Raw genomic sequence first — 22,097 nt, 5'->3', positions numbered from 1 at the left:
CCTATTCCTCCTCCTCGACCTCGCCGGCGTTGACACGGCCCGCATCCTCTTCCAGCGCCAGCAGCAGGGCGAGCGTCGCGCCGATCACCACCAGATAGACTCCGACGTCGAACAGAATGGGCGTGCCGACGTGGGAGCCGCCGACCGTCATCCACAGCCCTGTCAGGAAAGGCTTGCCCGCCAGGGCGGCTGAGAAGCCCGCGATCAGCGCCACCGCCAGTCCGGCGGCCGCGATCAGGCGGGGCGCAATCCGCAACGCGCGGCGGGCGCGGCGGGAACCTTCACCCAGCGAGCCGATGACGATTCCCAGCGCGCAGATCAGCCCGCCGATGAACCCGCCCCCCGGATCGTTGTGGCCGCGCAGCAGCATGTAGAGGGAGAACAGGATCAGGACCGCCGCCAAGAGCCGCCCCATGGTGCGCAGGATCAGCGTGCTCATGACCGGCGCTCCCGAGTTCCGGTCCTCTGGCGATGGGGCTCGCCGTGCGTGCCGGCGGTGCCGGCGTCGCGGCCGCTGTCGAGCCCGCTGCGGCCCAGGCGGAACAGCGCGTAGGCGCCCAGCCCCGCCATGGTCACCACCGTGATCTCGCCCAGGGTATCGAAGGCGCGGAAGTCCACCAGGATCACGTTGACGACGTTGTCGCCGTGGGCTTTTTCAGGGGCGAGCTTGAGGATGCGCTGCGTCAGGCTGGCGTCGAAGGGCATGGCGGTGACGGAGACCAGCAGAACCGCGACCAGCGTGCCGCCGCCCAGGGCGATCAAGCCCTTCGCGACCTTGGCGCCGACACCCATCGCCGGCTTCTCCGCCGGCGGCGGCAGGCGCAGCAGAACCAGCGCCAGCAGGACGGCGCTCAGTGTGGTGACGGTGATCTGCGTGATCGCCAGGTCCGGCCCGCCGAACAGCACGAAGATCAGCGCCACGGCCCCTTCGAGAATGGTCACGGCGCCCACGGCGGCAAGCCGGGTGCGGGCGGCCACCGTTGCCACGCCCGCACCCGCCGCTAGCAGCAGCACCAGCCAGTCCATGGGGCCGCCCCACGACCACTCCCCAGGCCCGGGCAGGCGCAGGCCGCCCAGCACCGCCAGGGCACTGGTCGCAAGGCCGATCATGGCCAGCATGGTGACGCCGGTGTAACTGGTCAGGCGGCCGTCCTGCAGGAGGCCGGTGACGGCCGCACTGATGCTCTTGAGCGCCCGGACGATCCGCTCGTAGCCGGCCTCGGGCTGAAGGGGAAAGCGTGGCGTCATCCACACAAGCGCCGCCCGCAGGCTGCGCCGCCGCCAGTAGAACAGCAGGCCGAGCGCCACTGTCAGGACGCTCAGCATCAAGGGCACGTTGACGCCGTGCCACAGCTTCAGTTCCACGTCTCGGGGGGCTTCCTCGATGGTGATGACGGCCGGCTGGATGATGCGATCGCCGAAGGTTTCGGGCATGAGGCCCAGCGCCAGTCCAAGCGCCGCCAACAACAGGGCCGAACCCCACAGGCGCCAGTCGCCCTCCTCGCCGGGCTCCGGCCCCGGCTTGCGGGCGGAAGCGAAGAAGGGGCGGATGACCAGGATCAGCGCCGCCGTGCCCATGAGGGAGTTGGCGAGCACGCTGCCGCCCACCACCCACGTCGGCGCCGCGGACAGCGCCATGGCGCCCTCGTAGTGCAGTTCCTTTCCGATGAACCCCAAAAACGGCGGAAAGCCCCCCATTGACAAGGCCGCCAGGACGGCGGCGGTCACCGTGCGCGGCATGGGCCCCGCCAGATGCGACAGGCGTTCCACGTCGCGGCTGCCGACTTCATGGTCGACTGTTCCCGCCACCAGGAACAGCGACGACTTGTAGAGCGCGTGAACCACCAGGAAGGTCATGGCCGCCGTCACCGCCGCCTTGTCGCCGCCCGACAGCAGCAGCACGATGGTCCCCAGCCCCATCACGGTGGAATAGGCCAGGATCAGCTTCATGTCCGTCTGGCGGATCGCCAGCACCGCGCCGGTCACCGCCGAGATGACGCCGACGATGGACAGCGTCATCAGCCATGCCTGGCTGTCCGCCAGCGCCGGATGAAACCGCGCCAGCACATAGATGCCGGCCTTCACCATGGCCGCCGAATGCAGGTAGGCCGACACCGGCGTCGGCGCCGCCATGGCGTTGGGCAACCAGAAGTGGAAGGGCACCTGGGCACTTTTGGTGAAGGCGCCGAGCAGGATCAGTCCCAGCATCCACGGATAGAACGGGTGGTCGGGCAGGTTCTCGGCGGCCCGCACGGCCGTTATGGTGAAGCCGCCGGCCGCCAGCCCCAGCAGGATCAGTCCTGCGAGCAGGCTCAGGCCTCCGACGCTGGTCACCAGCAGCGCCTGAAGGGCTGCGGCGCGGCTTTCGCCGTCCTGGTGCTTCCACCCGATCAGCACATAGCTGGTGATCGTCGTCAGTTCCCAGAAAACATACAGAAGGATCAGGTGTTCAGCGGTCACCAGACCCATCATTGCCAGCATGAAAGCAGTCATGTAGAGGATGAAACGTCCCCGGTGCGGCGAATGCTTCATGTAGCCGCCCGAGAACACCATCACCAGCGCCCCGACCCCTGCAATCAGCAGCCCGAACAGGACCGACAGACCGTCGAGCCGCAGGGAGAAAGGCACGTCAAGGCTGGGCACCCAGGGCCACGACAGCACACGCACGTCGCCGCCCTGCACCGCCGGAACCTCGGCGGCGAGCAGGCCAAGGATCAGGAGCGCGAGCAGCGCGGAGAAGGCTCCGGAGGAGAAGATGCGGGCGACTGGCGACGCGGACCCGGACGAGGCCTGCAACGGCACCTCCCTGGGTTCACATTCAAGAAGGGACGGCTTGCAAACACGCCGCCCCACCTGATGGTTGCGCCGCCCTTACGCTCCTCGCCTCAAGAGCCGGCCCCGCGGCGCCGCCTGCGCGCGCCCAGCGTGCCCAGCAGGATGCCGGAGAAGATCAGCACCAGGCCCGCGCCGTGGAACCAATAGAGGCTCTCGCCAAGGAATATGACGGCCAGGATCGCCGTGAACACCGGCAGAAGGTTGATGTACAGCCCCGCCGTGGAGGCCCCGGCCTCCGCCACGCCCCGGTTCCAGAAATAGAAGGCCCCGATGGACGGACCGGTGGCGACATACAGGAAGACCAGCGCCATGCCCCAGGTGACGGGAACGGGGCTGCCGACCGTCGCGGCTTCCACGGCGTAGAGCGGCGCCAGGAAGCACAGGCCCGCCATCATCTGCACGGTCAGCATGGCGCCCGGCGTCAGCCCCGGCGGGTGGGCGCGCAGGCCCACGGAATACAGCGACCACACCAGCACCGCCAGCAGCATGAGCCCGTCGCCCGCGTGCACCTCCAGCCCCATGAGCACGCTCGGATCACCGCGCCCGACCACCACCGCCACGCCCAGCATGGACAGCAGGATGCCGGCAATGCCGCCCCCCGAGGGCCGCTCGCGCAGCCAGATCCACGAGACCAGCACAATCGTCATGGGCATGGAGGTGTTGAGCAGCGTCACGTTGATCGCCGTCGTGGTCTCCAGCGCCATGTAGAGGAACAGGTTGTAGAGACCGGCCGAAAGAATGCCGAGCACGGCAATGCTCTTCCACTTCGCCCGCACCACCGGCCACTGGGTCAGCACGGCCGATGCGGTGAAGGGCAGCAGGATCAGGATCGCCAGGCTCCAGCGCACCACCGACAGCGCCAGCGGAGAGATGTCCGCCACCGCCACGCGCCCGACCACCGCATTGCCGGCCCAGAACAGGGGCGGCATCACCAGCATCAGGTAGGGCGAGGCCCACCAGGGGGCGGATTTGGTGGCGGTGGTGGACGTCTGGGTGTTCGACACGCCGGGGCACTTCCGGAACAAGAGGGTGGGCTCGTACGGGGCCGCATACCATGCCCGACCGGCCGACGCGGCCACAAGGGCCGCTATCACCGTGACAGGCGCCGGCCGTTGCGGCAGGATTGCAGGCGATGCCTTCCCTGCCCTCCGTCCGGAGACCGTTCCCATGTTCACGCTCGACGACCGCTTGGCCGCGGACACCGTTGAAATCGCCCGCTGGCCGCTCTGCCGCGTGCTGCTGATGAACGACCGGACCTATCCGTGGCTGATCCTGGTGCCGCAGCGCGAGGGGATGAGCGAGATCCACGAACTGGCAGCGGAAGACCGCACGCGGCTGATGGAGGAGGCGTCCTGCGCCGCACAACGGCTGCAACTGTTCACTGCCGCAGACAAGATGAATGTCGCCGCGCTGGGCAACATGGTGCGGCAGCTGCACGTCCACGTCATCGCCCGCTTCGACGACGACCCCGCCTGGCCCGGCCCGGTGTGGGGCGCGAAGGAGCGCGAGCCCTACTCCGAGGCCGAACTGCCGCACGTGGTCAGCCGCCTGCGCGAGGCCATCACCCCGCCCGAAGTGGACCCGCCGGCGCGTGAAGGCGGCGCCGGCAGCGGCAGCGGCAGCGGCAGCGCCATCCGCCGGACCCAGGCGCCGGGAACGCGAACGGTGCATTGATACCGCCGCGCGGCACCGGCGTCTTTTTCGGGAAATGCTGATCGGCAGCCGCCCCTCGCGCGTAAAGTGTGGGAATTCTTGCTGAAATCAAGCCCAGCCCAGGACTGCCGATGCCCTCCTCCGCTTCCGCTGCCCCGGTGATCGTCCTCTTCCGCGACGACCTGCGCCTGGCCGACCACCGGGCGCTGTCCGCCGCCGTCGGCACGGGCGCACCGGTCATCCCGCTTTATGTGGTGGACACCGCCCACGGCCTGGGCGCGGGCGAAACCGCACGGCCGCTGGGTGGGGCTGTCAGATGGTGGCTGCACTACAGCCTTGAAAGCCTGTCCGAAGGCCTCCGCGCCCTCGGCTCCCGCCTGATCCTGCGCGCCGGGCGCCCGCACGAGGTGGTGCCGCAGGTCGCCGCCGAGACCGGGGCGGCGCGCGTATTGCTCAACGAAACCGTGGTCCCCACCCACCGCGAAAGCGCGCGCCGGATGGCGGCGGCGCTGGAGGATCAGGGGGTGGAGGCGGTCACCCTGCGTCCCGACGCGCTGGTCTGGCCGTCGGAGCTGAAGACCGGCACCGGCGGGCACTACAAGGTCTACACCCCGTTCTGGAAGGCCCTGAAGCAGGCGGTCGGAGACCCCGAGACCCTGCCGCCGCCCGAGCGCCTGCCCGCCCCGGACCACTGGCCCGACAGCACGCCGTTGGCCGAGTTCCGCCTGACGCCCGCCATGCCCGACTGGGCAGGCGGCCTGCGGGAAAGCTGGACGCCCGGCGAGGATGGCGCCTGGGCCTGCCTGCACACCTTCATCGACGGCGCGCTCGCCCGCTACCGCACCGGCCGCAACCTGCCGGCGGAGGTTGGCACGTCGCGTCTGTCGCCGCACCTGCGCTTCGGCGAGATTTCGGCCCGGCAGGTGTGGAACGCCGTGCGCAGCATGGCCGAGCCGAACGCCAGCACCGACGCTTACTTGAGTGAAATCGGCTGGCGGGAGTTCAACCGCTACCAGCTCTTCCACAACCCCGATCTCCACCGCACGCCGCTGCGCCCCGAGTTCCGCCTGTTCCCCTGGCGTGAAGACGACGCCGACATCCGCGCCTGGCGCAAGGGCCTGACCGGCTACCCCATCGTCGACGCCGGCATGCGCGAACTGTGGGAAACGGGGTGGATGCACAACCGGGTGCGGATGATCGTCGGGTCCTTCCTCGTCAAGGACCTGCTGGCGCCCTGGCAGGTGGGCGAGGCCTGGTTCTGGGACACTCTTGTGGACGCCGACTGGGGCAGCAATCCCGGCAACTGGCAGTGGGTGGCCGGCTGCGGCGCCGACGCCGCGCCCTTCTTCCGCGTGTTCAATCCGGTGCTTCAGGGCGAGAAGTTCGACCCGCGCGGCGACTACGTCCGCCGCTGGGTGCCGGAACTGCGAGAAATGGACCGTCGCGTCATCCACAAGCCCTGGCAGGCGCCGCTCGAGTTGGCGCGCACCGGCTACCCCGAACCCATGGTCGACCACAGCCACGCCCGCCACCGCGCCCTGGCCGCCTGGCGCGGCATCAAGGATGCGGCGGAGTAAGGCGGCTCAGCAGCAGCGATTGACAGGGCTGCGTCAGGGCGGTCAACACCGCAGGTGGGCCCCTGCTTTCGCAGGGGCGACGAGTATTTTACAAAAAATATTAAACACTTAACTGATCGTCATTCCTGCGAAAGCAGGAATCCATATCCACTGTTATCCGACCTGCGAACGACGGCACCGCCCAGGACCGACCAACCCTCATCCTTCCATCGGCCGGCCTACCGCGCGGGCGAGCACCAGGTACAGCTTGCCCATGTCGGCGCTGGTCAGCGTTGCCGCCAGCACCTCCGCCCGGTCCGTCTGGCGGGCGGTGCGCAGCAGGCTTTCGTATTCGGCGATGTAGCGGTTCACGTAGTCGCGGAATTCGGCGTTGGCGCCATAGAGTTCGCGGATCTGGCCAGCCTGCTTGCGGGTCAGCGTGCGGGCGGCGTGGCGCAGGAAGGCCGAGGTGTCGCCCCGGTAGTAGCGCTGCCACAACTCTTCGTCCACCGTCGGGCTGAACAGGCGGGTGACGTCGACAGCCACCGACTGAAGGCGCTCGATGATGAACACCGCGCTGTTGAGGAAGCGTTGCAGGTCCGCCTGGTCGCGCGAGGCCTCCAGGGCGCGCAGCTTCTCCTCGGCCCGGTCGGCGACGTGGTTGAGGGTTTCCGCCCGCCGCTCGAACAGGGTGCCGGCGCGCTCCGTCTGGTCTGTCAGGCGGTCGCTGGCGCGGCTGAGCCCATCGGTCTGCGCACGCATTTCCTCCAGCGCGGCCGCGACCTTCTCCATGGACTCTTCGGACGTGCGGCCCAGGTCGCGGAAGCGCACCCGGAAGTCCTCGCTTGCCAGACGCATTTCCTCGGCAATGCGGCCGGTGTGCTCGCGGTAGGATGTCACGGCGTTGTCCAGCGCCTCGGCACTTTCGCCCACCGCCGTGGAGCCGTTGACGACGATCTCGTGCAGGCGCGAGCCGGTGGTGTCCAGCGCGTGCGCCAGGTCGCCGATGTGCTGGAGCGCACTGTCGGTGACCTGCGCCAGCATCTCGGCCCGCTCGCGCACGCCCGCATCGGTGGCGGCCAGGGCGTCGGCGGCGCGGTCGGCGGAGTCCGTCAGGGCATTGACGTTGCCGGTCAGCGCCTGGGCCAGGTCGCCGACGCGGGTCTCGCAGTCGCCGGTGGCGCGCTCGATCTGTTCGGTCAGGAATCGCGTGCGCTTGCCGACGTCCATGCCCAGCGCATCCATGCGCGCCTCCACGCGCCGGGCGGCCTCGTCCACCGGATCGGCCAGCCCCTCGCCACGGTCCCGCAGCGCCGCGACCAGGATGTTGACGCGCTCCTCGGCCGAACCGGCGGTGCGGTCGATGAGCGCGGCCAGTTCGGCGGCCTTGGCCTCCATGCCCTCGCCCACGGTCGACAGCCGCGCCTCCACCCCGCGCGCCGCCTCGTCGATGGGTGCCAGAAGGCCGGCGGCGCGCTTGGTCACCGCCGTGTTCAACTGCCCGATGCGGCCCTCGGCCTGCTGGGCGGCCTGATCCACCGTCTCGGTAAGCGCGGCGGCCTGGGCCTCCATCGCCTTGCCGGCGGAATACAGGCGTTCCTCCACCCGGGCGACAGCCTCCGCCACCGCACCGTCCAGTTCCTCGGCCCGCTGCCCCAGGCGCTGGCCAACCGTTTCGCCACGCTGCTCAGCGTTCGACACGACCTCGTCCAGCGCCGTATCCAGCGCCGTGACGATCTTGCGCGCCCGGTCGATGAAGGTCTGGTTGAGCCCGGTGAGGCGCGTGTCGGCTCCGGCGGCCGTCTCCTCCACCTCCGCGCCGGCCTTGCGCAGGTCCTCGGTCAGGGCGAGCAGGCGGTCGCGGGCGTCCTCGGCCACGCCGGCGATCGCCTTCGTGCGGGCCTCGACGCTTTCCGCCGCTTCCGTGGCGCGGGCGATGACGCCGTCCGTCTCCTCGGTCGCCGCCTTGACGCCGGCGGTGACGGTCTCCAGCCGCGACAGCGCCTCGGCCGTGGCGCCGTCCAGGGCCTTGGCCTGCTCGGACAGCGTGCTTTCGTTGGCCGTCATGCGCTCGCTCAGGCGGGCGACCACCGCGTCGACCGCCTCCACCTGTTTTTCCAGGCTGCCGCGGATGCCGCCGGTCTGGCGCTGCACCCGCACCGCCGTCTGTTCCAGAAGGTCGGCCTGGGCGCGCACGTCTTCCGAGGCTTCGCGGGCGCGGGCGCCGATGTTGTCGGTGGCGATCCCCAGCGCGCGCACCCGCTCCAGCGCCGTCGCCCCCACCGTGTCCAGGCGCCCGGTCACGGCGTCCGCCATATCGTTGACCGACTGCGTGTAGCCTTCGGCCTTGCCGGTGATGCCGTCCAGGCGGGCGCCGGCCTCGTCCACGGCCGACGCCATGCCGGCCTTGGCCCCCTCCAGGGCCTCCGACGCCTCGGCGGCGCGCTTGACCGCCTGCTCGGCGGCTTCGTCCAGCGCCTTGGCTGCGGCGGCCACGTTGTCGCGGGCCTGAACCGCGTGCTCGTCCAGGCGCCCCACGGCGCGTTCCACCCGGTCGGCACCATCGGCCAGCGAGGTGAGCGTTTCCGTGGTGCTGCCGGCCAGGATCTCGGCGGCCTCGCGCAGCGTCTTGCCGGCCTGCTCGGCACGGGAGGCGACACCTTCCTGGCGCTCCACCAGATGTTCCAGCGCCTCCACCCGGCCGGTGGTGTTCTGGGTGAGGGTATCGAGAACCTTGGTCTGGTTGTCGAGCACCTCGAACAGGCGCACGCCGGCCTCCTCGGCCTTGCCCGTGGCGCCGTCGACGGCGCTGGTGTGCTTGGCGAGCCCGTCCGACAGCCGCTTGCCGACGCTTTCCACCCGTTCCAGCACGCCTTCCAGGGCGCTGGCCTGTTCCTTCAGGGCGTCGGCCGCCGTCTTGGCCTCGCCGCCGACGGAGCCGGACACGCGCGCCAGTTCGCGGTTTTCCTCCGACAGCATGGCGCGGGCGGCCTCGGCCCGTTCCACGGCGCGGCGGCTGGCGTCGGTCAGCGCCTCGGCCTGTTCCTTGAGCGCATCCGTCACCTGCCCCACCCGCGCCCGCGCGGCGGCGTCGGGATAGGTCAGCCGCGCCAGGTGCTCGCGCAGCAGCCGGGCCTCGTGCCGCAGCGCCGATCCACGCTCGATGGTGGAGACCACCAGCCACAGCACGGCCACGGGCACCAGGGCACCGGCCGCCAGCCCGCCGAAGACGTCCGGAGCCACGTCGGGCAGGGCCGGCCACCCCATGGTGCGGCCGATGTACCATGCGCACACGCCCAGCCACGCCGCCGACAGCAACAGGGCGGCACCGTACAACCATCCCGCGCCACGGCGCGGCGGCGCGGGCTCCAGCGCATCCTCGGGTCCCAGCGCCGCAGCCAGGGCCGGAACGGGATGGTTGCCCGATCCGCCGCCGGTGGCGGTGCTGCTGGTGGTGGAGGAAGAGGAGGACGGGTCTTGCGCGCCGCTGGTCGTCGCCTCGTCGGCCTTCACTGCAACGGTACTCCTGCGGGAGAACGGAGGATGCGAACACGGGCGGACCGACGCGACGTGCGGCACGGTCCGGTGGAGCGAAGCCTACACCGCGTCGTGATCCCATTCCAGCGCCGCAAACATGCCGAGTCGCTTCCCTTCGCCGGGCGACGCTACCACTCATGATTTTTTGCCACCATGAACAATTATCATGGGATGCGGAACGAAAGACGATCATCGCGCCTGAGATGCTTTTTCGGCTGCTCTCGCGCGGAAGCAGGGCCGCCTACCCTCGCGTGCCGTGGTACAAGCTTTTCACCGGAAGAGGTAGTACACCACCCTGGAACGGCGGGGATCGCATGGGGGACATGGGGAAGACGCCGGGGCTGGACATCCTGGGGACGACGGTCCACGCCCTGACGCTGGACGAGGCCGCACGCCGCATGGTCGCGGCGGCGGTCGAGGGCCGGCCGCTGACCGTCTGCCCCCGCGACGCCCACGGCATCATCCGCGCCCGATCCGACGACGGCTTGCGCCACGCCCACGCCCGCGCGGACCTTGTCACCGCCGACGGGATGCCGCTGGTGTGGCTGCAGCGCATGGCGGGTTTCCGTGACGCCGCAAGGGTCTACGGTCCGGACCTCATGGACCGGGTCTGCGATATCGGCCGCCCGCACGGCCTGCGCCACGTCATCCTGGGCGGCCGGCCGGGCACCGCCGCACGGGTGGCGGCGGCGCTGGGGACGCGGCACCCCGGCCTGCGGATCGCGAGCGCCGAAGGCCTGCCCATGCGCCCACCGGGCCGCCTGCCGCAGGCCGGAGAGGACCTGGAGGCGCTGCGCGGCTTAGAGGCTGACGTGCTGTGGCTGGGGCTCGGATCGCCGCGCCAGGAGCTATGGCTGGACACCAACCGAAGGGCCTTGACGATCCCGGTCCGCGCCGGTGTGGGCGCGGCCTTCGATTTCGTCGCCGGTACGGTGCCCCAGGCACCCCGCACCCTTCAACGCGCCGGGTTGGAATGGCTGTGGCGGCTGGCCGCGGAGCCGCGCCGGCTCGGCCGGCGCTATGCCCGCACCGTCCCGGCCTTCCTGCTGCTCTGCGCCCTGCACCGGCCGTGGCGGAGGCGCGCCGCATGAGCAGCATTGTGCCCGCCGCCGCTGTCATCGACGCCGCCCCGCCGCTCGTGCGACGCGCACCCGCCGCGCTGAAACGCACCATGGACGTGGCGCTGGCGGTGCCGCTGCTGGCGCTCGCCCTGCCCGTCATCGCGCTGGCCGCCGTCGCGATCCGCCTCGCCGATTGCGGGCCGGCCTTCTACAGCCAGGTCCGTCTGGGTCGCGACGGCCGGCCCTTCCGCCTGTGGAAGTTGCGGACCATGGTCCCTAATGCCGAACGGGTCCTCGCCCGCCGGCTGACGGCGGACGACGCCGTCAAGGCGGAGTGGGCGGCGACGTGCAAGCTGGCCGACGACCCCCGCATCCTGCCCGGTATCGGCCACATGCTCCGTCGCTACGCCATCGACGAGGTGCCGCAGTTGTGGAATGTGCTGCGCGGCGACCTGTCCCTGGTGGGCCCGCGCCCTCTGCCCCCCTATCACCTGAACGCCCTGGACGCCGGCACCCGGACGCTGCGGCGCGGCGTCCGGCCGGGGCTGACCGGCCTGTGGCAGGTCGCCCGCCGCGACCGCTCGCTGGGGGAAATGGCGAGACTTGACGCCGCCTACGTGCGGTCGTGGACGCCCCTGCTGGACGTTTGGCTGCTCCTGAGGACGATCGTCGTGTTGAGCGGCGGCCGGCATTGCCTGTGACCACCGCCCGCCCCTCCGGCACGCTCCTGCTGATGCTGGCCGCGCCCGTCCTGGCCGCCGCCGGTGCGGTGCTGGGCGGGTCCGGCGTGATCCTGCTGGCACTGGCCTGCACCCTGCTGCTGCTGGTGGGCGCGCGGTTGAGCCTCGCCGGTCTGCTGGCCGCCGTTCTGCTGGCCGAGCCTCTGGCGGAGGCGCTGAAGCGGGCGGTGTTCCTGCTGGGCGAGGACAGCCCGGCCGCCTATTACGGTGTGCAGCTTCTGCCGTCCGCCCTGCTGGCGGTGGCGCTGGCTGCCGCCCTGCCCCGCCTGCTGTCGGCCCGCCTGCCGAACAGCGGCATCTGGCTGGCGGCACTGGTAGCGTGGACCGGCGCCGCCGCTGTCGCCTCCTCCTACGGGACGCCGTGGTTCCAGCGGCTGGGCGCCCTGCATCAGGAAATTCTGCCGGCTCTGATCTTCCTGCCCGCCCTGCTGATCGGCGCCGACGCGGCCGCGCGCGCCACCATCGCCCGGGCGGCGGCGCTGGTCTGCATCGCCAGCGCGGCCTACGGCCTGTGGCAGTTCCTGGCGGGCTACACGGGTCTGGACCTCGCCTGGGCCGTAGGTGCGGCGGACCGCTCCATCCAGGCCGGCAAGGTGCACGCCTGGATGATCGGCGACAGTTGGGAGCGCCGCGTCTTCTCGCTGTTTCCCGACCCCTTCACCTGGGGGCAGGCCTTGACCGGCGCCCTGGTGATCGTGCTGCTGGCGCGCCTCGGGCCCGGATGGACCCTCGCCACCTGGGCGGCGGTGCTGATCGGCCTGACCCTGACACAGAGCCGGACGCCGTGGCTGACCCTGGCGGTCACCGGCACGGCCTGGCTGGCGCTGGGCTGGCGGCCGCTGCGGCGCCCGGCGGTGATCGTGGGCGCGGCGCTGGCCGGATTCCCGCTGACGCTGTGGCTGGGCGGATGGGCCTATGACGCGCTGTTCACGGGCCTGCCCGCCACCGACGATCCGTTCCTGCGCCGCTATCTTACCGTCGGGACCATCGAGGCCCGGCTCGACGCCTGGACCAACCTGCGCGACGTGCTGAGTTTCCATCCGCTGACCGGCCTGGGTGCCGGCACCGATCCGCGCTACGGCGCCGCCCTGCCGCTGCCGCCGGCACTGCTGGCCGCGCACGACAGCCACAACGTGCTGGTGAAGCTCGCCATCCTGGGCGGCCTTCCGGCGGTGATGCTGTTCCTGGGATTCCTGTGGCGGTGGACTCGCGAGGCTTTCACCGCCGGCTCAACGCCTTACGCCGATGCCCGCCTGGCCGCCGCCTTCCTGCTGGGCAGCCAGGCCGCCGGGTATCTGAACGCCGGCATCTTCCTGACGTGGCAGTATTTCCTGGTTCTGGGGCTGGTGGCCGGTGCCGCGGCCGTGGCGAAGGCCCCGTCTCAAGTGGTAGCGTCCCGCCTCGATCAATCCCCGGCATCCAGGAGGATCGTGGCGTGAACGTCACCTTCGTCATGTACGGCGCGTGGTTCGCCCAGGGCGGCATGGAAAAGTACAACCGCCGCCTCATCCGCGCGCTGACGGAACTGCCCGGCGTGAAGGCACGGGTGTTTTCCGTGCTCGACGATCCGCACGCGCCCTGCCCCGTGCCCATGCGCACCGGCGGCGGCAAGACCAAGGCCGTGCGCGACGCCGTGCTGACCCACGTTCTGACCAACCGGCCCGACGTGCTGATCCTGGGGCATGTGGACTTCCTGCCCATCGGCGCGGCGGCACGCGTGACGGCGCCCAAGTGCAAGGTGATCCTGCTGGCCAACGGGCCGGAGGTCTGGGGCGATCCGTCCCACCGCCGCACGCCGGGATGGGAAGCTTTCCTGTCGCGCAAGGTGCCCCACCGCATCGCCGCCCTGTCGGCGGTGACGCTCAAGCGCATGAGCCGCCGCCACCACATCCCGCGCGACCGCTTCTTCCTGCTGCCCCAGGCCGTGGATGCGGTCCACGAGGACGTCAAGCGCCCGCACGGCCACAACATCCTGACGGTCGCGCGGCTGGGCGTGCGCGACGTCAACAAGGGCGTCGGGCTTGTGATCCGCGCCCTGCCGCGCCTGCTGGAGCGCTTCCCTGCCCTGCGCTACCGCATCGTCGGCGCCGGCCCGCTGATCGAGCCCCTGTGGGACTACGCCGTGCAGATGGGCGTCCACCGCAGGGTGGAGTTCCTGGGCCCCCTGGACGACGCCGCGCTGGAAAAGGTCTACCGCCAGACGGACCTGGTGGTCCTGCCGTCGAAAAAGGAGGGCTCGGGCCTTGCCTTCCTGGAGGCCTGGTCCCACGGCATTCCGGTCGTCGGCGGCACCGACGATGCCGCCGCCTGGCTGATCGAGGACGGCGTCACCGGCCTGACCGCGCCGCCGGGCCAGGTGGCGTCGGCCATCTGGCGCGTGCTGGTGGATGCCAAGGCGGCGCGCGAGATGGGCCGCAAGGGCCGCGATCAGATACCCGGCGCCTTCGACCACGAAAGCTTCCGCGGCCGCCTCGCCGCCCTTCTGGAGGTGCCCGACACGGCCGCCGTCGCCGAAGGTCCCGCCGCCCTGCCCGAAATGGACGAAGCCCAGTGGGAGCCCGTTTCGTGGGAGGATACACCCGCCGACGACGTCGAGGCCGAACCCTGGCCGGCGGCGGAAAGCGGGGCCGGGGCCGGAGCCGAGGCCTGGACCGACCCGGAGCCGCCGCAGGAGCCCGACCCCTGGGCGCCGGCGCCCGATCATACGCAAGCGTACGAAAAGGCCGAGCCGCGCCCGACCCTGGGCGATGCGCTCGGCGGAATGATGCCCGACGACGTGCGCCGCCAGTGGGAGGAGGAAGGGTTCACTCTGCCCGACAACGGCACCGAACCCAGCGACGCATGGGGACCGCAGGAGCCCGGCGCGCCCGGCGACGAGGGCGACTGGCGGCGATCATGAAGGTTCTGATGGTCCACGCGCGCTACCGCCATCCGGGCGGGGAGGACGTCTCGGCCGCCACCGAGGCCGACGCCCTGTCCGCCATGGGCGTCTCGGTGGAGCGATGGACCCTGCCGCCGGAGGACGGCTCCGGCATCCGTGCCTTCGGCCGCGCCGTTTGGAACCGCGCCACTGCCGCCGAACTTGCCGAGCGTGTCGCGGCGGCGCGGCCGGACATCGTTCACGTGCAGAACTTCTTCCCCGCCCTGTCGCCGCTGGTCCACCGCACGGCGGCACGGCTGGGGGTGCCGGTGGTGCAGTCGGTGCGCAATTGGCGGCTGGTCTGCCCCGCCGCCACCCGCTTCCGCACCGGACGCCCATGCGACGCCTGCGCCGGCCACGCCATCGCCTGGCCCGCCCTTGGCCGCCCCTGCTGGCGCGACAGCCGGACCGCCACGGCGGGCGCCGCCGCCGCCCTGGGCCTGCACCGCCTGATCGGCACGTGGCGGCGCTGCGTGCGGGCTTTCGTCTGCCCCTCCGCCGCAGTGGCCGACATGTTGCCCGCTTTCTGGCCGCGCGCCGTCGTCCCCAACATGACCGAAGCCGCCGCGGCCGGGCCGGGCGGCGGCGCGATCATCTATGCCGGACGGCTGACGCCGGAGAAGGGTGTCGGCCTTCTGGCCGACGCCTGGGCGCGCTTCCGCGGCCTACCGCCCCTGCACGTCCTGGGCGATGGCCCGGCGCGGGTGACGCTGGAGGGGCAGCCCAACATTGTCCTGCTTGGTCAGCGGCCTCATGCCGAAGTGCTGGAACGGCTGGCCGCCGCCCGCGCCGTCGTGGTGCCGAGCCTGTGGCCGGAGCCTTTCGGCCGTGTGGTGATCGAGGCCGCCGCGCGGGGTACGCCGGCCATCGTCAGCAGCGCCGGCGGCCTGCCGGACCTGGTGGAGGACGGCGTGACGGGCTTCATCGTTCCCGCCGGCTCGTCCGCGGCCATCGCCGGTGCCGTGCAGGGCCTGCACCCCGCCATGAGGACCGCCGCCCGCGCCGCCTTCTCCCGTCGGTTCGCCGCGCCCGTGGTGGCGCCGCGCCTGCTCGAGGTCTACCGCTCATGCCTGTGACAGCCGCCCCGCCTCCACCGGGCCTCGCCGCCCCCGACCATCCGCATGCCCAGGTCGACCGTCTGCGCCGGCAACTCACCGTTCCCTGGCGCCGCCGCGGCACCATCGCGGCGGTGACGCTTCTGGGCGTGGTGCTGGCGGGACTGGTCATGGTGCTGGTCACACCGCTCTATTCGGCGACGGCGCTGGTCCTGGTGGCGGCGCCGCAGAGCCGGGTGGTTGAGATGGATGCGGTGATGGCCGGCACCCCGGCCGATGCCGCCACCGTCTTCACCGAGGCTGAAGTCCTGCGCGCCCCGGCGCTGCTGCACAGGGTGGCAGAGGCGGAAGGCCTCTACGCCGAGCCTGAGTTCAATACGGCGTTGAAGCCGCCGGGGCTCGTCTCGATGGCGCTCGGGATGCTGCCGGCCGAGTGGCAGGCGGTGGTTCTGGGGCGGGCGCCGGTGGAAGACCCCGCCAGCCCCGCCGCCCGGGCCGACACGCTGGAGGAATTCCGCGACGCCGTCTCGGTCGCGCCGGTCCACCGCTCGCGCGTGCTGCGGGTGACGGTGGAGAGCGAACGGCCCGAGACAGCGGCCCGGTTGGCCAATGCCCTCGCCGACGCCTACCTGACGGCGCAGCTCGAGGCCAAGTTCGACGCCACCCGCAAGGCCACCGAATGGCTGGACACGCGGCTTGCCGACCTGCGCGCCGAGGTGCGCACCGCCGAGACCGCCGTGGCCGACTTCCGCACGGCACAGGGTCTGACCGAGACCGCCGAGGCGCCGCTCACGGCCCAGCAGATGGGCGAGGTCTCCAGCCAGCTCATCCTTGCCGAATCCCGCCGGTCCGAGGCCGAGGCGCGTCTCGCCGCCGCCCGTCGCCTGGCCGGTGGCGAGGGCGTGCCCGAGGTGCTGAACTCGCCGCTGGTGCAACGCCTGAAGGAGCAGGAGGCCGGCGTCCTGCGCACGGTCTCGGAACTGTCGACGCGCTATGGTGAAAAGCACCCGCGCATGATCGACGCCCGCGCCCAGTTGGAGGAGGTCCGGGCCAAAATCGCGACCGAGGTGGGCGCCATCGTCGCCGGACTGGAAAGCGAGGTGCGTGTCGCCCGCGCCCGCGAGACCAGCCTGCGCAACAGCCTGTCGCGGCTGGAAGGACGCGATGCTCAGGAGGACACCGCCGCCGTCACCCTGCGCGAGCTGGAGCGGGAGGCCGACGCCTCGCGCCTGATGTACGAGGCCTTCCTGGCCCGCTTCAAGGAAACCAGCGCGCAGGAAAGCCTTCAGGAACCCGACAGCCGCGTCGTTTCGCCGGCCGTCGTGCCGGTTGATCCGTCGCATCCGCGCCGCCTGGCCTGGCTGGGCTCGGCCGGGGTGCTGTCGCTGATGGCCGGCGTGGCTCTCGCCTACCTGCGCGAGCACCTGGACCGGGCCGTGCGCACGGCCGCCGAGGCCGAAGCCGCCACGGGCCGCGCGGTCCTCGCCATGGTGCCGCTGACGCCAGGCCGCGCGCCCGCCGACGCGATCCTGGACGCGCCGGGCGATGCCGCCGCCGAGGCGGTGCGGAGCCTGCGCGCCCAGCTTCTCATCCGCACGTGCGGCGCAGCGCCCGGCGTGGTCGCCGTGACGTCTTCCCTGCCAGACGAGGGCAAGTCGACGCTCGCGCTCTGGCTCGCGCGGACGGCGGCGCAGGCAGGGCGCCCGGCGGTTCTGGTGGACTGCGACTTGCGCCGTCCTGCCCTGGCACGCGCCCTGGGCCTGCCCGCCGGCCCGACGGTGCTGGACGTTCTGAGCGGCGAGGCCTCGCTGGAAGAGGCGCTGGCCGACGATCCGCGCACGGGCCTCAAGGTCCTGCCGGGCGGGCGCGCCGGCGTGACCGCGCTGGACCTGGCGGAGGCCGAGGCCATGGCGGCCCTGCTGGCCGACCTGAAGGCGCGCTTCGACACCGTGGTGGTGGACGCACCGCCGGTGCTGGCCGTCGCCGACGGCCGGCTGCTCGCGCGGCGGGCGGACCATGTGCTCTATGCCCTGCGCTGGGACAGCACCCCGCGCGAGGCGGCGGCGGAGGGCGTGCGGGCGCTGGTGGAGGCCGGCGCCGATCCGCTGCCGGTCATCACGCGCATCGACCTCAAGCGGCATGCCCGGTACGGCTATGGCGACGCGGCCTCGGTCTACGGCCGCTATGCCGCCTACTACCGGGCCTGATCCATGCTGCGCCGGCTGCCCGCCCTTGCATTCGGGCTGGCGCTGATCGCCCTCGCCGGCACGACGGCGGTGGAGGCGGTGCGCGCCCTGCCGGCCGCGCCGGTTCTGGACGCCCTGCGGGCGGGCGAGACGGTTCCGCCGGATGAAAGACAGCGCGCCGCCCTGACGCTGGCCGGCCTCCGGGATGCGCGCACGCTGGCCGCCCGCGCGGTCCTGCTGCCGCCGGGGGAAGCCGAGAGGGCGGCTGCGGCGGCACTCATGCGCCGGCCGCTGGATGCTCACACATGGCTGCGGCTCGCCCACCTGCGGCAGGCGCGCGGCGCGACGGAGGCGGAGGTGGCCGCGGCGGTGGTGGCGTCCATGCGTGCCGCGCCGACGGACCGCCCCCTCCTCTTCGCCCGCCTGCCGGCGGCGGCCCATGCCTGGGCAGGGGTCAGAGCTGCCGATCGGGCGACGGTGCTGGACCAGGTGGCGCTGGCGTGGGACGTGGACGCCGCGCGGGTGCGGGCGGTTCTGCGCTCGCCCGCCGGGGCGGCGCTTCTGCGGCGCATGATCGCCCGCACCCGAGGCCGAGAAGGCTTGCCATCAACAGCGCCGCCGCCGGGATCTGCGGGCTGAAGTCGGCCAGCGCGTGCAGCCCCGCCGCCATCGCAGCGCCCACCCCGGCCGCCGCCGTGGTGGAGCCGTTCAGGGCACCGCGCACCGCAACCGCCACCGCCCATCCGATCGCTGCCAGAAGCACGAGGACCGTCGGCACGCCGAGTTCCCACGCCAGTTCCAGGTAGGCCTGGTGGGCGTAGTGCCAGGGCTGGAGAAGCGCGCGCGGGCGGGCGGCGGCAAAGGCATCGGGAAAGGCCCCGGCCCCGATTCCGCGCCACGGTTCTGCCAGAATGCCCTCCAGCGTCACCGCCCAGACCGTCAGGCGCGGCAGCGGCGCCTCGGCGGTGGCGGCCAGGCGCGTCTCCAGCGGCGTCAGAAGCGCGAGCGCCAGCACCCCCGCCGGCACCGCCAGCAGCACCCACCGGCGGCGCCCGAGCAACGCCAACGTTACCGCGACTCCCGCACCGGCGGCCAGTGTTCCGGCCCGGCTCTGGGTCAGCACCAGGGCGACCAGCACCACCGCCGCGCCAGCCACCCAGGGCGCGGCCCGCGCCCACCGCCGGTGCGCCTCCGCCTGCACGGCCGCCGCCGCCAGGGCACAGAGCCCCATGCCGAGCCACAGGGCGAAGGTGTTGCGGTTGGGAAAGGGTCCGGTGGCGGCACCCAGGTGGCGGGTCTTCTCGCCGAACGGCAGCCGGTCCCCGCCCATCGTCAGCAGAACCAGCCCGAATGCCGCCCACACCACGGCGGCCCAGCCGATCGCCCGCAGCGCGGACGCCGATCGCCGGCGCGACGCGCCCCAGGCGGCAAACAGCCAGAAGCAGCCCGCCGCCATCATCAGCCGCAGAAGCACCGCCCGACCCGCGTCGGCGTCCAGCGAGGCCCCGGCGGGCACGGCCTGGCCCAGTGCCGCCGCAGCCCGCGCCCAGACGTCTGGCCGCACGGGCGGGGCGAGGCCGCCGACCTGCGCCGCCACCCAGCCCAGCACCGCGACCCACAGCGCCGCCGCCGGCCACAGGGGACGCGGCAGCGCCGGGCGGGCCGCCGCCAGCAGCAACCCCAGCGCCAGCGCCAGCAGGCTCCATGCCCACGGACGGTTCGCCCCCAGCGGCAGGGGCGCCAGCACCACCAGCGCCAGCCCGGCACGAAAGGCCGCCCGCTCCATCAGAAGAAGCGCTCGCCGATGCGGATGGTGTCGCCGGGCATGACGGCCGTGTCCGGCGGCACCTCGCGCGCCTGCGGGGCGCCGGCGGCCGTGATCTCCACGTCGTCCTCGTCGGCGCGATAGGTGAAGCCGCCGGCCAGCGCCACGGCCTTCATCACCGTCATGCCTTCCGCGTAGGAATACTGGCCGGGGTTCCGCACCTCGCCCAGGATGTAGAAGGGCCGGTAGTTGGCGACCTCCAGCGCCACGCGCGGATGCTTGAGGTAGCCGTCCGCCAGCCGGGCCACGATGCGCGCCTCGGCCTCCTCCAGTGTCAGGCCGCCGACCCTTACCTCGCCGATCAGCGGCAGCGCCAGCCGGCCGCCGCCGTCGACGGAAAACGTGCCGGACAGGTCCGGTTCATCGAAGACCGTCACCCTGAGCGCGTCGCTCGCGCCCAGGCGATAGGCCCGCGTCGCGTCGGCCTCGGCGCCCCCGGGCAGGGCCCAGAGAACCGCGGCGATCAGGATGATGCGCATCAGCACGGCGCGCATGGCGTCATGTCTCCCTCGTCTCATGGTCAGAAGCGCGCCGCCAAGCGCAGCCACGCTTCGTGCACGGTGTAGCCGTTGTCGAGCCAGGTGCTTTCCAGCCGCTCGCGCGAGAAGCCCACCTCCACCCGGGCCAGGCGACCCAGCCGCCAGCGGGCGCCCGCCTCGGACAGGGTGGAGACGTCCTGCCGGCCCAACGGCCCCGGATAGTCGTGGATGGCCGTGCCGACGGTCGACGTCAGCACCAGCGAGCGCAGCAGTTCGTGCTCGGTCTCCAACTCCACCCCGCGCACCACGGCCACCGGCGCGAAAGGTTCGGTGGTTTCCGCAACGGTGGTGTGGAGTCGCAGTTGGTTGGTCATGAGCGGCGTCGTCGCCCAGGTGAGCCCGCCGTTGACGGCGGTCACCGCCACCGGCCGCAGCGCCGGGCTGTCCAGGCTGCGTCCTACCCGGCCGGCTTCCAGAAAGGCCCGCCACAGGCGCGGCCGGCCGAGCGTCAGGCCCGCGAACAGGCCAGCGCCGGTGGAATCGCGGTCGAAGCCGAAGTCGTCCCGCCCGGCGTGGTAGTCGACCCTGTCCGCCGTGCCCCGCACATAGACCGACGTCAACGGCCCGAACTGCCAGGCCGTGCGCCCCGCCACGGCCAACCGGTCCCGATCGCGGTCGTCGTTGTTGATGGTGGCGGCGGTCGGGCTTTCGGAAAAGCCCAGGCGCGGCACATCGGCGAAGTCTTGGTGCGCCGCCTCCAGCCGCAGGTCCATCGCCAGCCGGCCCGGCCGCCACAGCACCTCCGCCCCGGCCGTGGTGGTGCGCAGGCGGGTCGGCGCCCCGGCGTAGCCGTCCGCCAGCGGCGCGGTGCGCGGCTCATGCGCCTGTTGCCAGGACAGGTCCGTCTTGACCACGCCGACCGGCCCGAGCGGCATCTTGACTGAGAGCCCGACGTGCCCGCCCGTGGTGTCGTCCAGTGTTCCATGCGTCCCGCGCGTGACCTCGGCGCCCGCAGAGGCCTCGGCCACCCACCGCGTGTCGCCCACCGCGGCGTCCACGTCGAGCCACGCCGTCGTCAGCCAGCTTTCCGCCGACAGATGCGGCACGGCGTCGAACTGCTGCAACCGGGCCCGGCGTTCCACCGCCGCCTCGGCGTGCAGCAAGAGCCCGCCCAGGCGCGCACCGGGCGGCGCGTAGCCGCTGCGCTCGGCCTGGCGCGGCTCCATGGACTGGATGGGCGCCGGCAGGGGCGGCAGGGAGTCCGCGGCCACCGCGGTCGGAGCCACGGCCGCAACCAGGGCCGCCGCAGCCCGGATCCCTGCCCGCCGAAGCGTCATGGTTCAGCGCGGACTGGCGGTGTCGCCGCCCTGAAGCGGGAGGGGCGGCACGCCGGCATTCTCGGAGGATTCGGCGGACAGGGCGCGCCAGACCGCGTACCAGCGGCTGTAATCGCTCTCCGCGCCGGCATCCGGAACCACGGTCAGGAGCCGGTAGAGGATCACGCCCCACTGCCGGTTTGCCTCGATGGCACCGGACAGGTCGTCAGGGTTCAGGGAACCAACCACCCGCAGGACCGCCGGCGGCACGGCCGGAGACGGATCGACCGACGCAGCCATGGGCATGGAGGCGCGCGGTTCGATCGCCAGAGGCAGGTGCCCCGCCTGTTCCTGCGCCCGGGCGTGAGCCCGGTCGACCAGTGTCTCCGGGTCCTCGCCGATCAGTTCCCCAAGGTCCACCGCCGCTTCCAGGCGCCGCCCGTCGGCCTCGGGTGCCAGAGCCAGCAGCAGGCCGGGCGCCAGGCGTCGGCCCTGGTCCACGGGCAGGAACAACAGCATTTCGGCGGCCAGGTCATGGGCCAGCGCCTCGGCCTCCGGCGCCTCCTGCAGCGTCGCCGTGTTCTGCTGAAAGGCATGGAACAGGGCCAGCGCGAGCCGCCAGTCGGGCTCGAACATCAGGGCGGTCAGGATGTGCTCGATCATTACCCGGGGCGCCACCTGGGCGATACCGGGCTCCCCCGCCAATGCCGCGCCGGCGGCTTGATCCTGCGCCGCCGCGGTCGAACTTACCGGCGCCGGCGCCAGCAGCACCACCGTTGCAGCAAGCAGCGTCCGCACCGTCCCCAAGCAGGTCGTGCCCGTCACGCGATCCCCCAAAATCCCGGTCCCGCACCAGGATGCGAAGACGCCCGCCCCGCGTGCAAGGCGACCTGGACTCAAGTCATAGACAGCGGCCGCGGGTTCGCGATCCGTT

The 22,097-nt window shown here is 72.1% G+C and carries 16 protein-coding genes; 8 read left to right on the top strand and 8 right to left on the bottom strand.

The window, feature by feature from the left end; all coding sequences use genetic code 11:
• Window position 1: 1 nt before the first annotated feature.
• The 3 genes from C882_RS12820 to C882_RS12810 form a co-directional block, all read right to left on the bottom strand.
• Window positions 2–439, bottom strand: a complete 438-nt coding sequence (locus C882_RS12820; protein ID WP_009541043.1) for a Na(+)/H(+) antiporter subunit B — start codon at window positions 437–439, stop codon at window positions 2–4.
• Window positions 436–2,796 (bottom strand): hydrogen gas-evolving membrane-bound hydrogenase subunit E, encoded by a 2,361-nt coding sequence (mbhE, locus tag C882_RS12815; protein ID WP_009541042.1) that lies wholly within the window; start codon window positions 2,794–2,796, stop codon window positions 436–438. Before mbhE ends, C882_RS12820 begins: the two co-directional genes overlap by 4 nt.
• 89 nt (window positions 2,797–2,885) lie before the next feature.
• Window positions 2,886–3,839: a DMT family transporter gene (locus C882_RS12810; RefSeq protein WP_009541041.1), complete on the bottom strand. Its 954-nt coding sequence runs from the start codon at window positions 3,837–3,839 to the stop codon at window positions 2,886–2,888.
• Window positions 3,840–4,002: 163 nt separating this feature from the next.
• Here C882_RS12810 and C882_RS12805 point away from each other — a divergent pair, with 163 nt between their 5' ends.
• Both C882_RS12805 and C882_RS12800 read left to right on the top strand, forming a co-directional pair.
• Window positions 4,003–4,509, top strand: coding sequence for an HIT domain-containing protein (locus C882_RS12805; RefSeq protein ID WP_009541040.1), 507 nt, complete (start codon window positions 4,003–4,005; stop codon window positions 4,507–4,509).
• 110 nt (window positions 4,510–4,619) lie between these two features.
• Entirely contained in the window at window positions 4,620–6,065 is a 1,446-nt protein-coding gene (locus C882_RS12800; protein ID WP_009541039.1) for a cryptochrome/photolyase family protein, read from the top strand.
• A 198-nt stretch (window positions 6,066–6,263) separates the two neighbouring features.
• On the opposite strand, the gene C882_RS25035 is transcribed toward C882_RS12800, so the two are convergent.
• Complete coding sequence (locus C882_RS25035; RefSeq protein WP_009541038.1) at window positions 6,264–9,557, bottom strand: coiled-coil domain-containing protein; 3,294 nt, start codon at window positions 9,555–9,557, stop codon at window positions 6,264–6,266.
• A 347-nt stretch (window positions 9,558–9,904) separates the two neighbouring features.
• Between C882_RS25035 and C882_RS24670 the strand changes: the two genes are divergently transcribed.
• From C882_RS24670 to C882_RS12765, 6 genes are read left to right on the top strand one after another with little or no spacing between them, the layout of a single operon-like run.
• Window positions 9,905–10,672 carry a WecB/TagA/CpsF family glycosyltransferase gene (locus tag C882_RS24670; protein ID WP_043645478.1) on the top strand — a complete coding sequence of 256 codons (768 nt, stop codon included), beginning with the start codon at window positions 9,905–9,907 and terminating at the stop codon, window positions 10,670–10,672.
• On the top strand, window positions 10,669–11,343 hold the full coding sequence (locus C882_RS12785) for a sugar transferase (protein ID WP_052000152.1): 675 nt from the start codon (window positions 10,669–10,671) through the stop codon (window positions 11,341–11,343). The genes C882_RS24670 and C882_RS12785 overlap by 4 nt, the downstream gene beginning before the upstream one ends.
• Complete coding sequence (locus tag C882_RS12780) at window positions 11,340–12,821, top strand: O-antigen ligase family protein (protein WP_009541034.1); 1,482 nt, start codon at window positions 11,340–11,342, stop codon at window positions 12,819–12,821. The genes C882_RS12785 and C882_RS12780 overlap by 4 nt, the downstream gene beginning before the upstream one ends.
• The gene (locus C882_RS12775) at window positions 12,818–14,281 is read left to right on the top strand and encodes a glycosyltransferase family 4 protein (protein WP_009541033.1); all 1,464 of its coding nucleotides are present in this window, start codon (window positions 12,818–12,820) and stop codon (window positions 14,279–14,281) included. The genes C882_RS12780 and C882_RS12775 overlap by 4 nt, the downstream gene beginning before the upstream one ends.
• The gene (locus C882_RS23285; RefSeq protein ID WP_009541032.1) at window positions 14,278–15,378 is read left to right on the top strand and encodes a glycosyltransferase family 4 protein; all 1,101 of its coding nucleotides are present in this window, start codon (window positions 14,278–14,280) and stop codon (window positions 15,376–15,378) included. The genes C882_RS12775 and C882_RS23285 overlap by 4 nt, the downstream gene beginning before the upstream one ends.
• Complete coding sequence (locus C882_RS12765) at window positions 15,369–17,564, top strand: GumC family protein (RefSeq protein ID WP_009541031.1); 2,196 nt, start codon at window positions 15,369–15,371, stop codon at window positions 17,562–17,564. Before C882_RS23285 ends, C882_RS12765 begins: the two co-directional genes overlap by 10 nt.
• A 433-nt stretch (window positions 17,565–17,997) precedes the next feature.
• Here C882_RS12765 and C882_RS12760 read toward each other — a convergent pair whose 3' ends face one another.
• From C882_RS12760 to C882_RS12745, 4 genes are read right to left on the bottom strand one after another with little or no spacing between them, the layout of a single operon-like run.
• A complete protein-coding gene (locus C882_RS12760) occupies window positions 17,998–19,329 on the bottom strand; it encodes an O-antigen ligase family protein (RefSeq protein WP_009541030.1) in 1,332 nt (443 codons plus the stop codon).
• Window positions 19,329–19,862 carry a polysaccharide biosynthesis/export family protein gene (locus tag C882_RS12755; protein ID WP_009541029.1) on the bottom strand — a complete coding sequence of 178 codons (534 nt, stop codon included), beginning with the start codon at window positions 19,860–19,862 and terminating at the stop codon, window positions 19,329–19,331. The genes C882_RS12760 and C882_RS12755 overlap by 1 nt, the downstream gene beginning before the upstream one ends.
• 26 nt (window positions 19,863–19,888) lie before the next feature.
• Window positions 19,889–21,133 (bottom strand): outer membrane beta-barrel protein, encoded by a 1,245-nt coding sequence (locus C882_RS12750; protein ID WP_043645397.1) that lies wholly within the window; start codon window positions 21,131–21,133, stop codon window positions 19,889–19,891.
• Between the two features lie 54 nt (window positions 21,134–21,187).
• On the bottom strand, window positions 21,188–21,988 hold the full coding sequence (locus C882_RS12745) for a hypothetical protein (protein ID WP_152415325.1): 801 nt from the start codon (window positions 21,986–21,988) through the stop codon (window positions 21,188–21,190).
• Window positions 21,989–22,097: the final 109 nt, after the last annotated feature.

The sequence above is a fragment of the Caenispirillum salinarum AK4 genome (assembly GCF_000315795.1).
GTDB classification, from domain to species: domain Bacteria; phylum Pseudomonadota; class Alphaproteobacteria; order Rhodospirillales; family Rhodospirillaceae; genus Caenispirillum; species Caenispirillum salinarum.
This window is presented reverse-complemented; position numbering and strand designations above follow the sequence as displayed.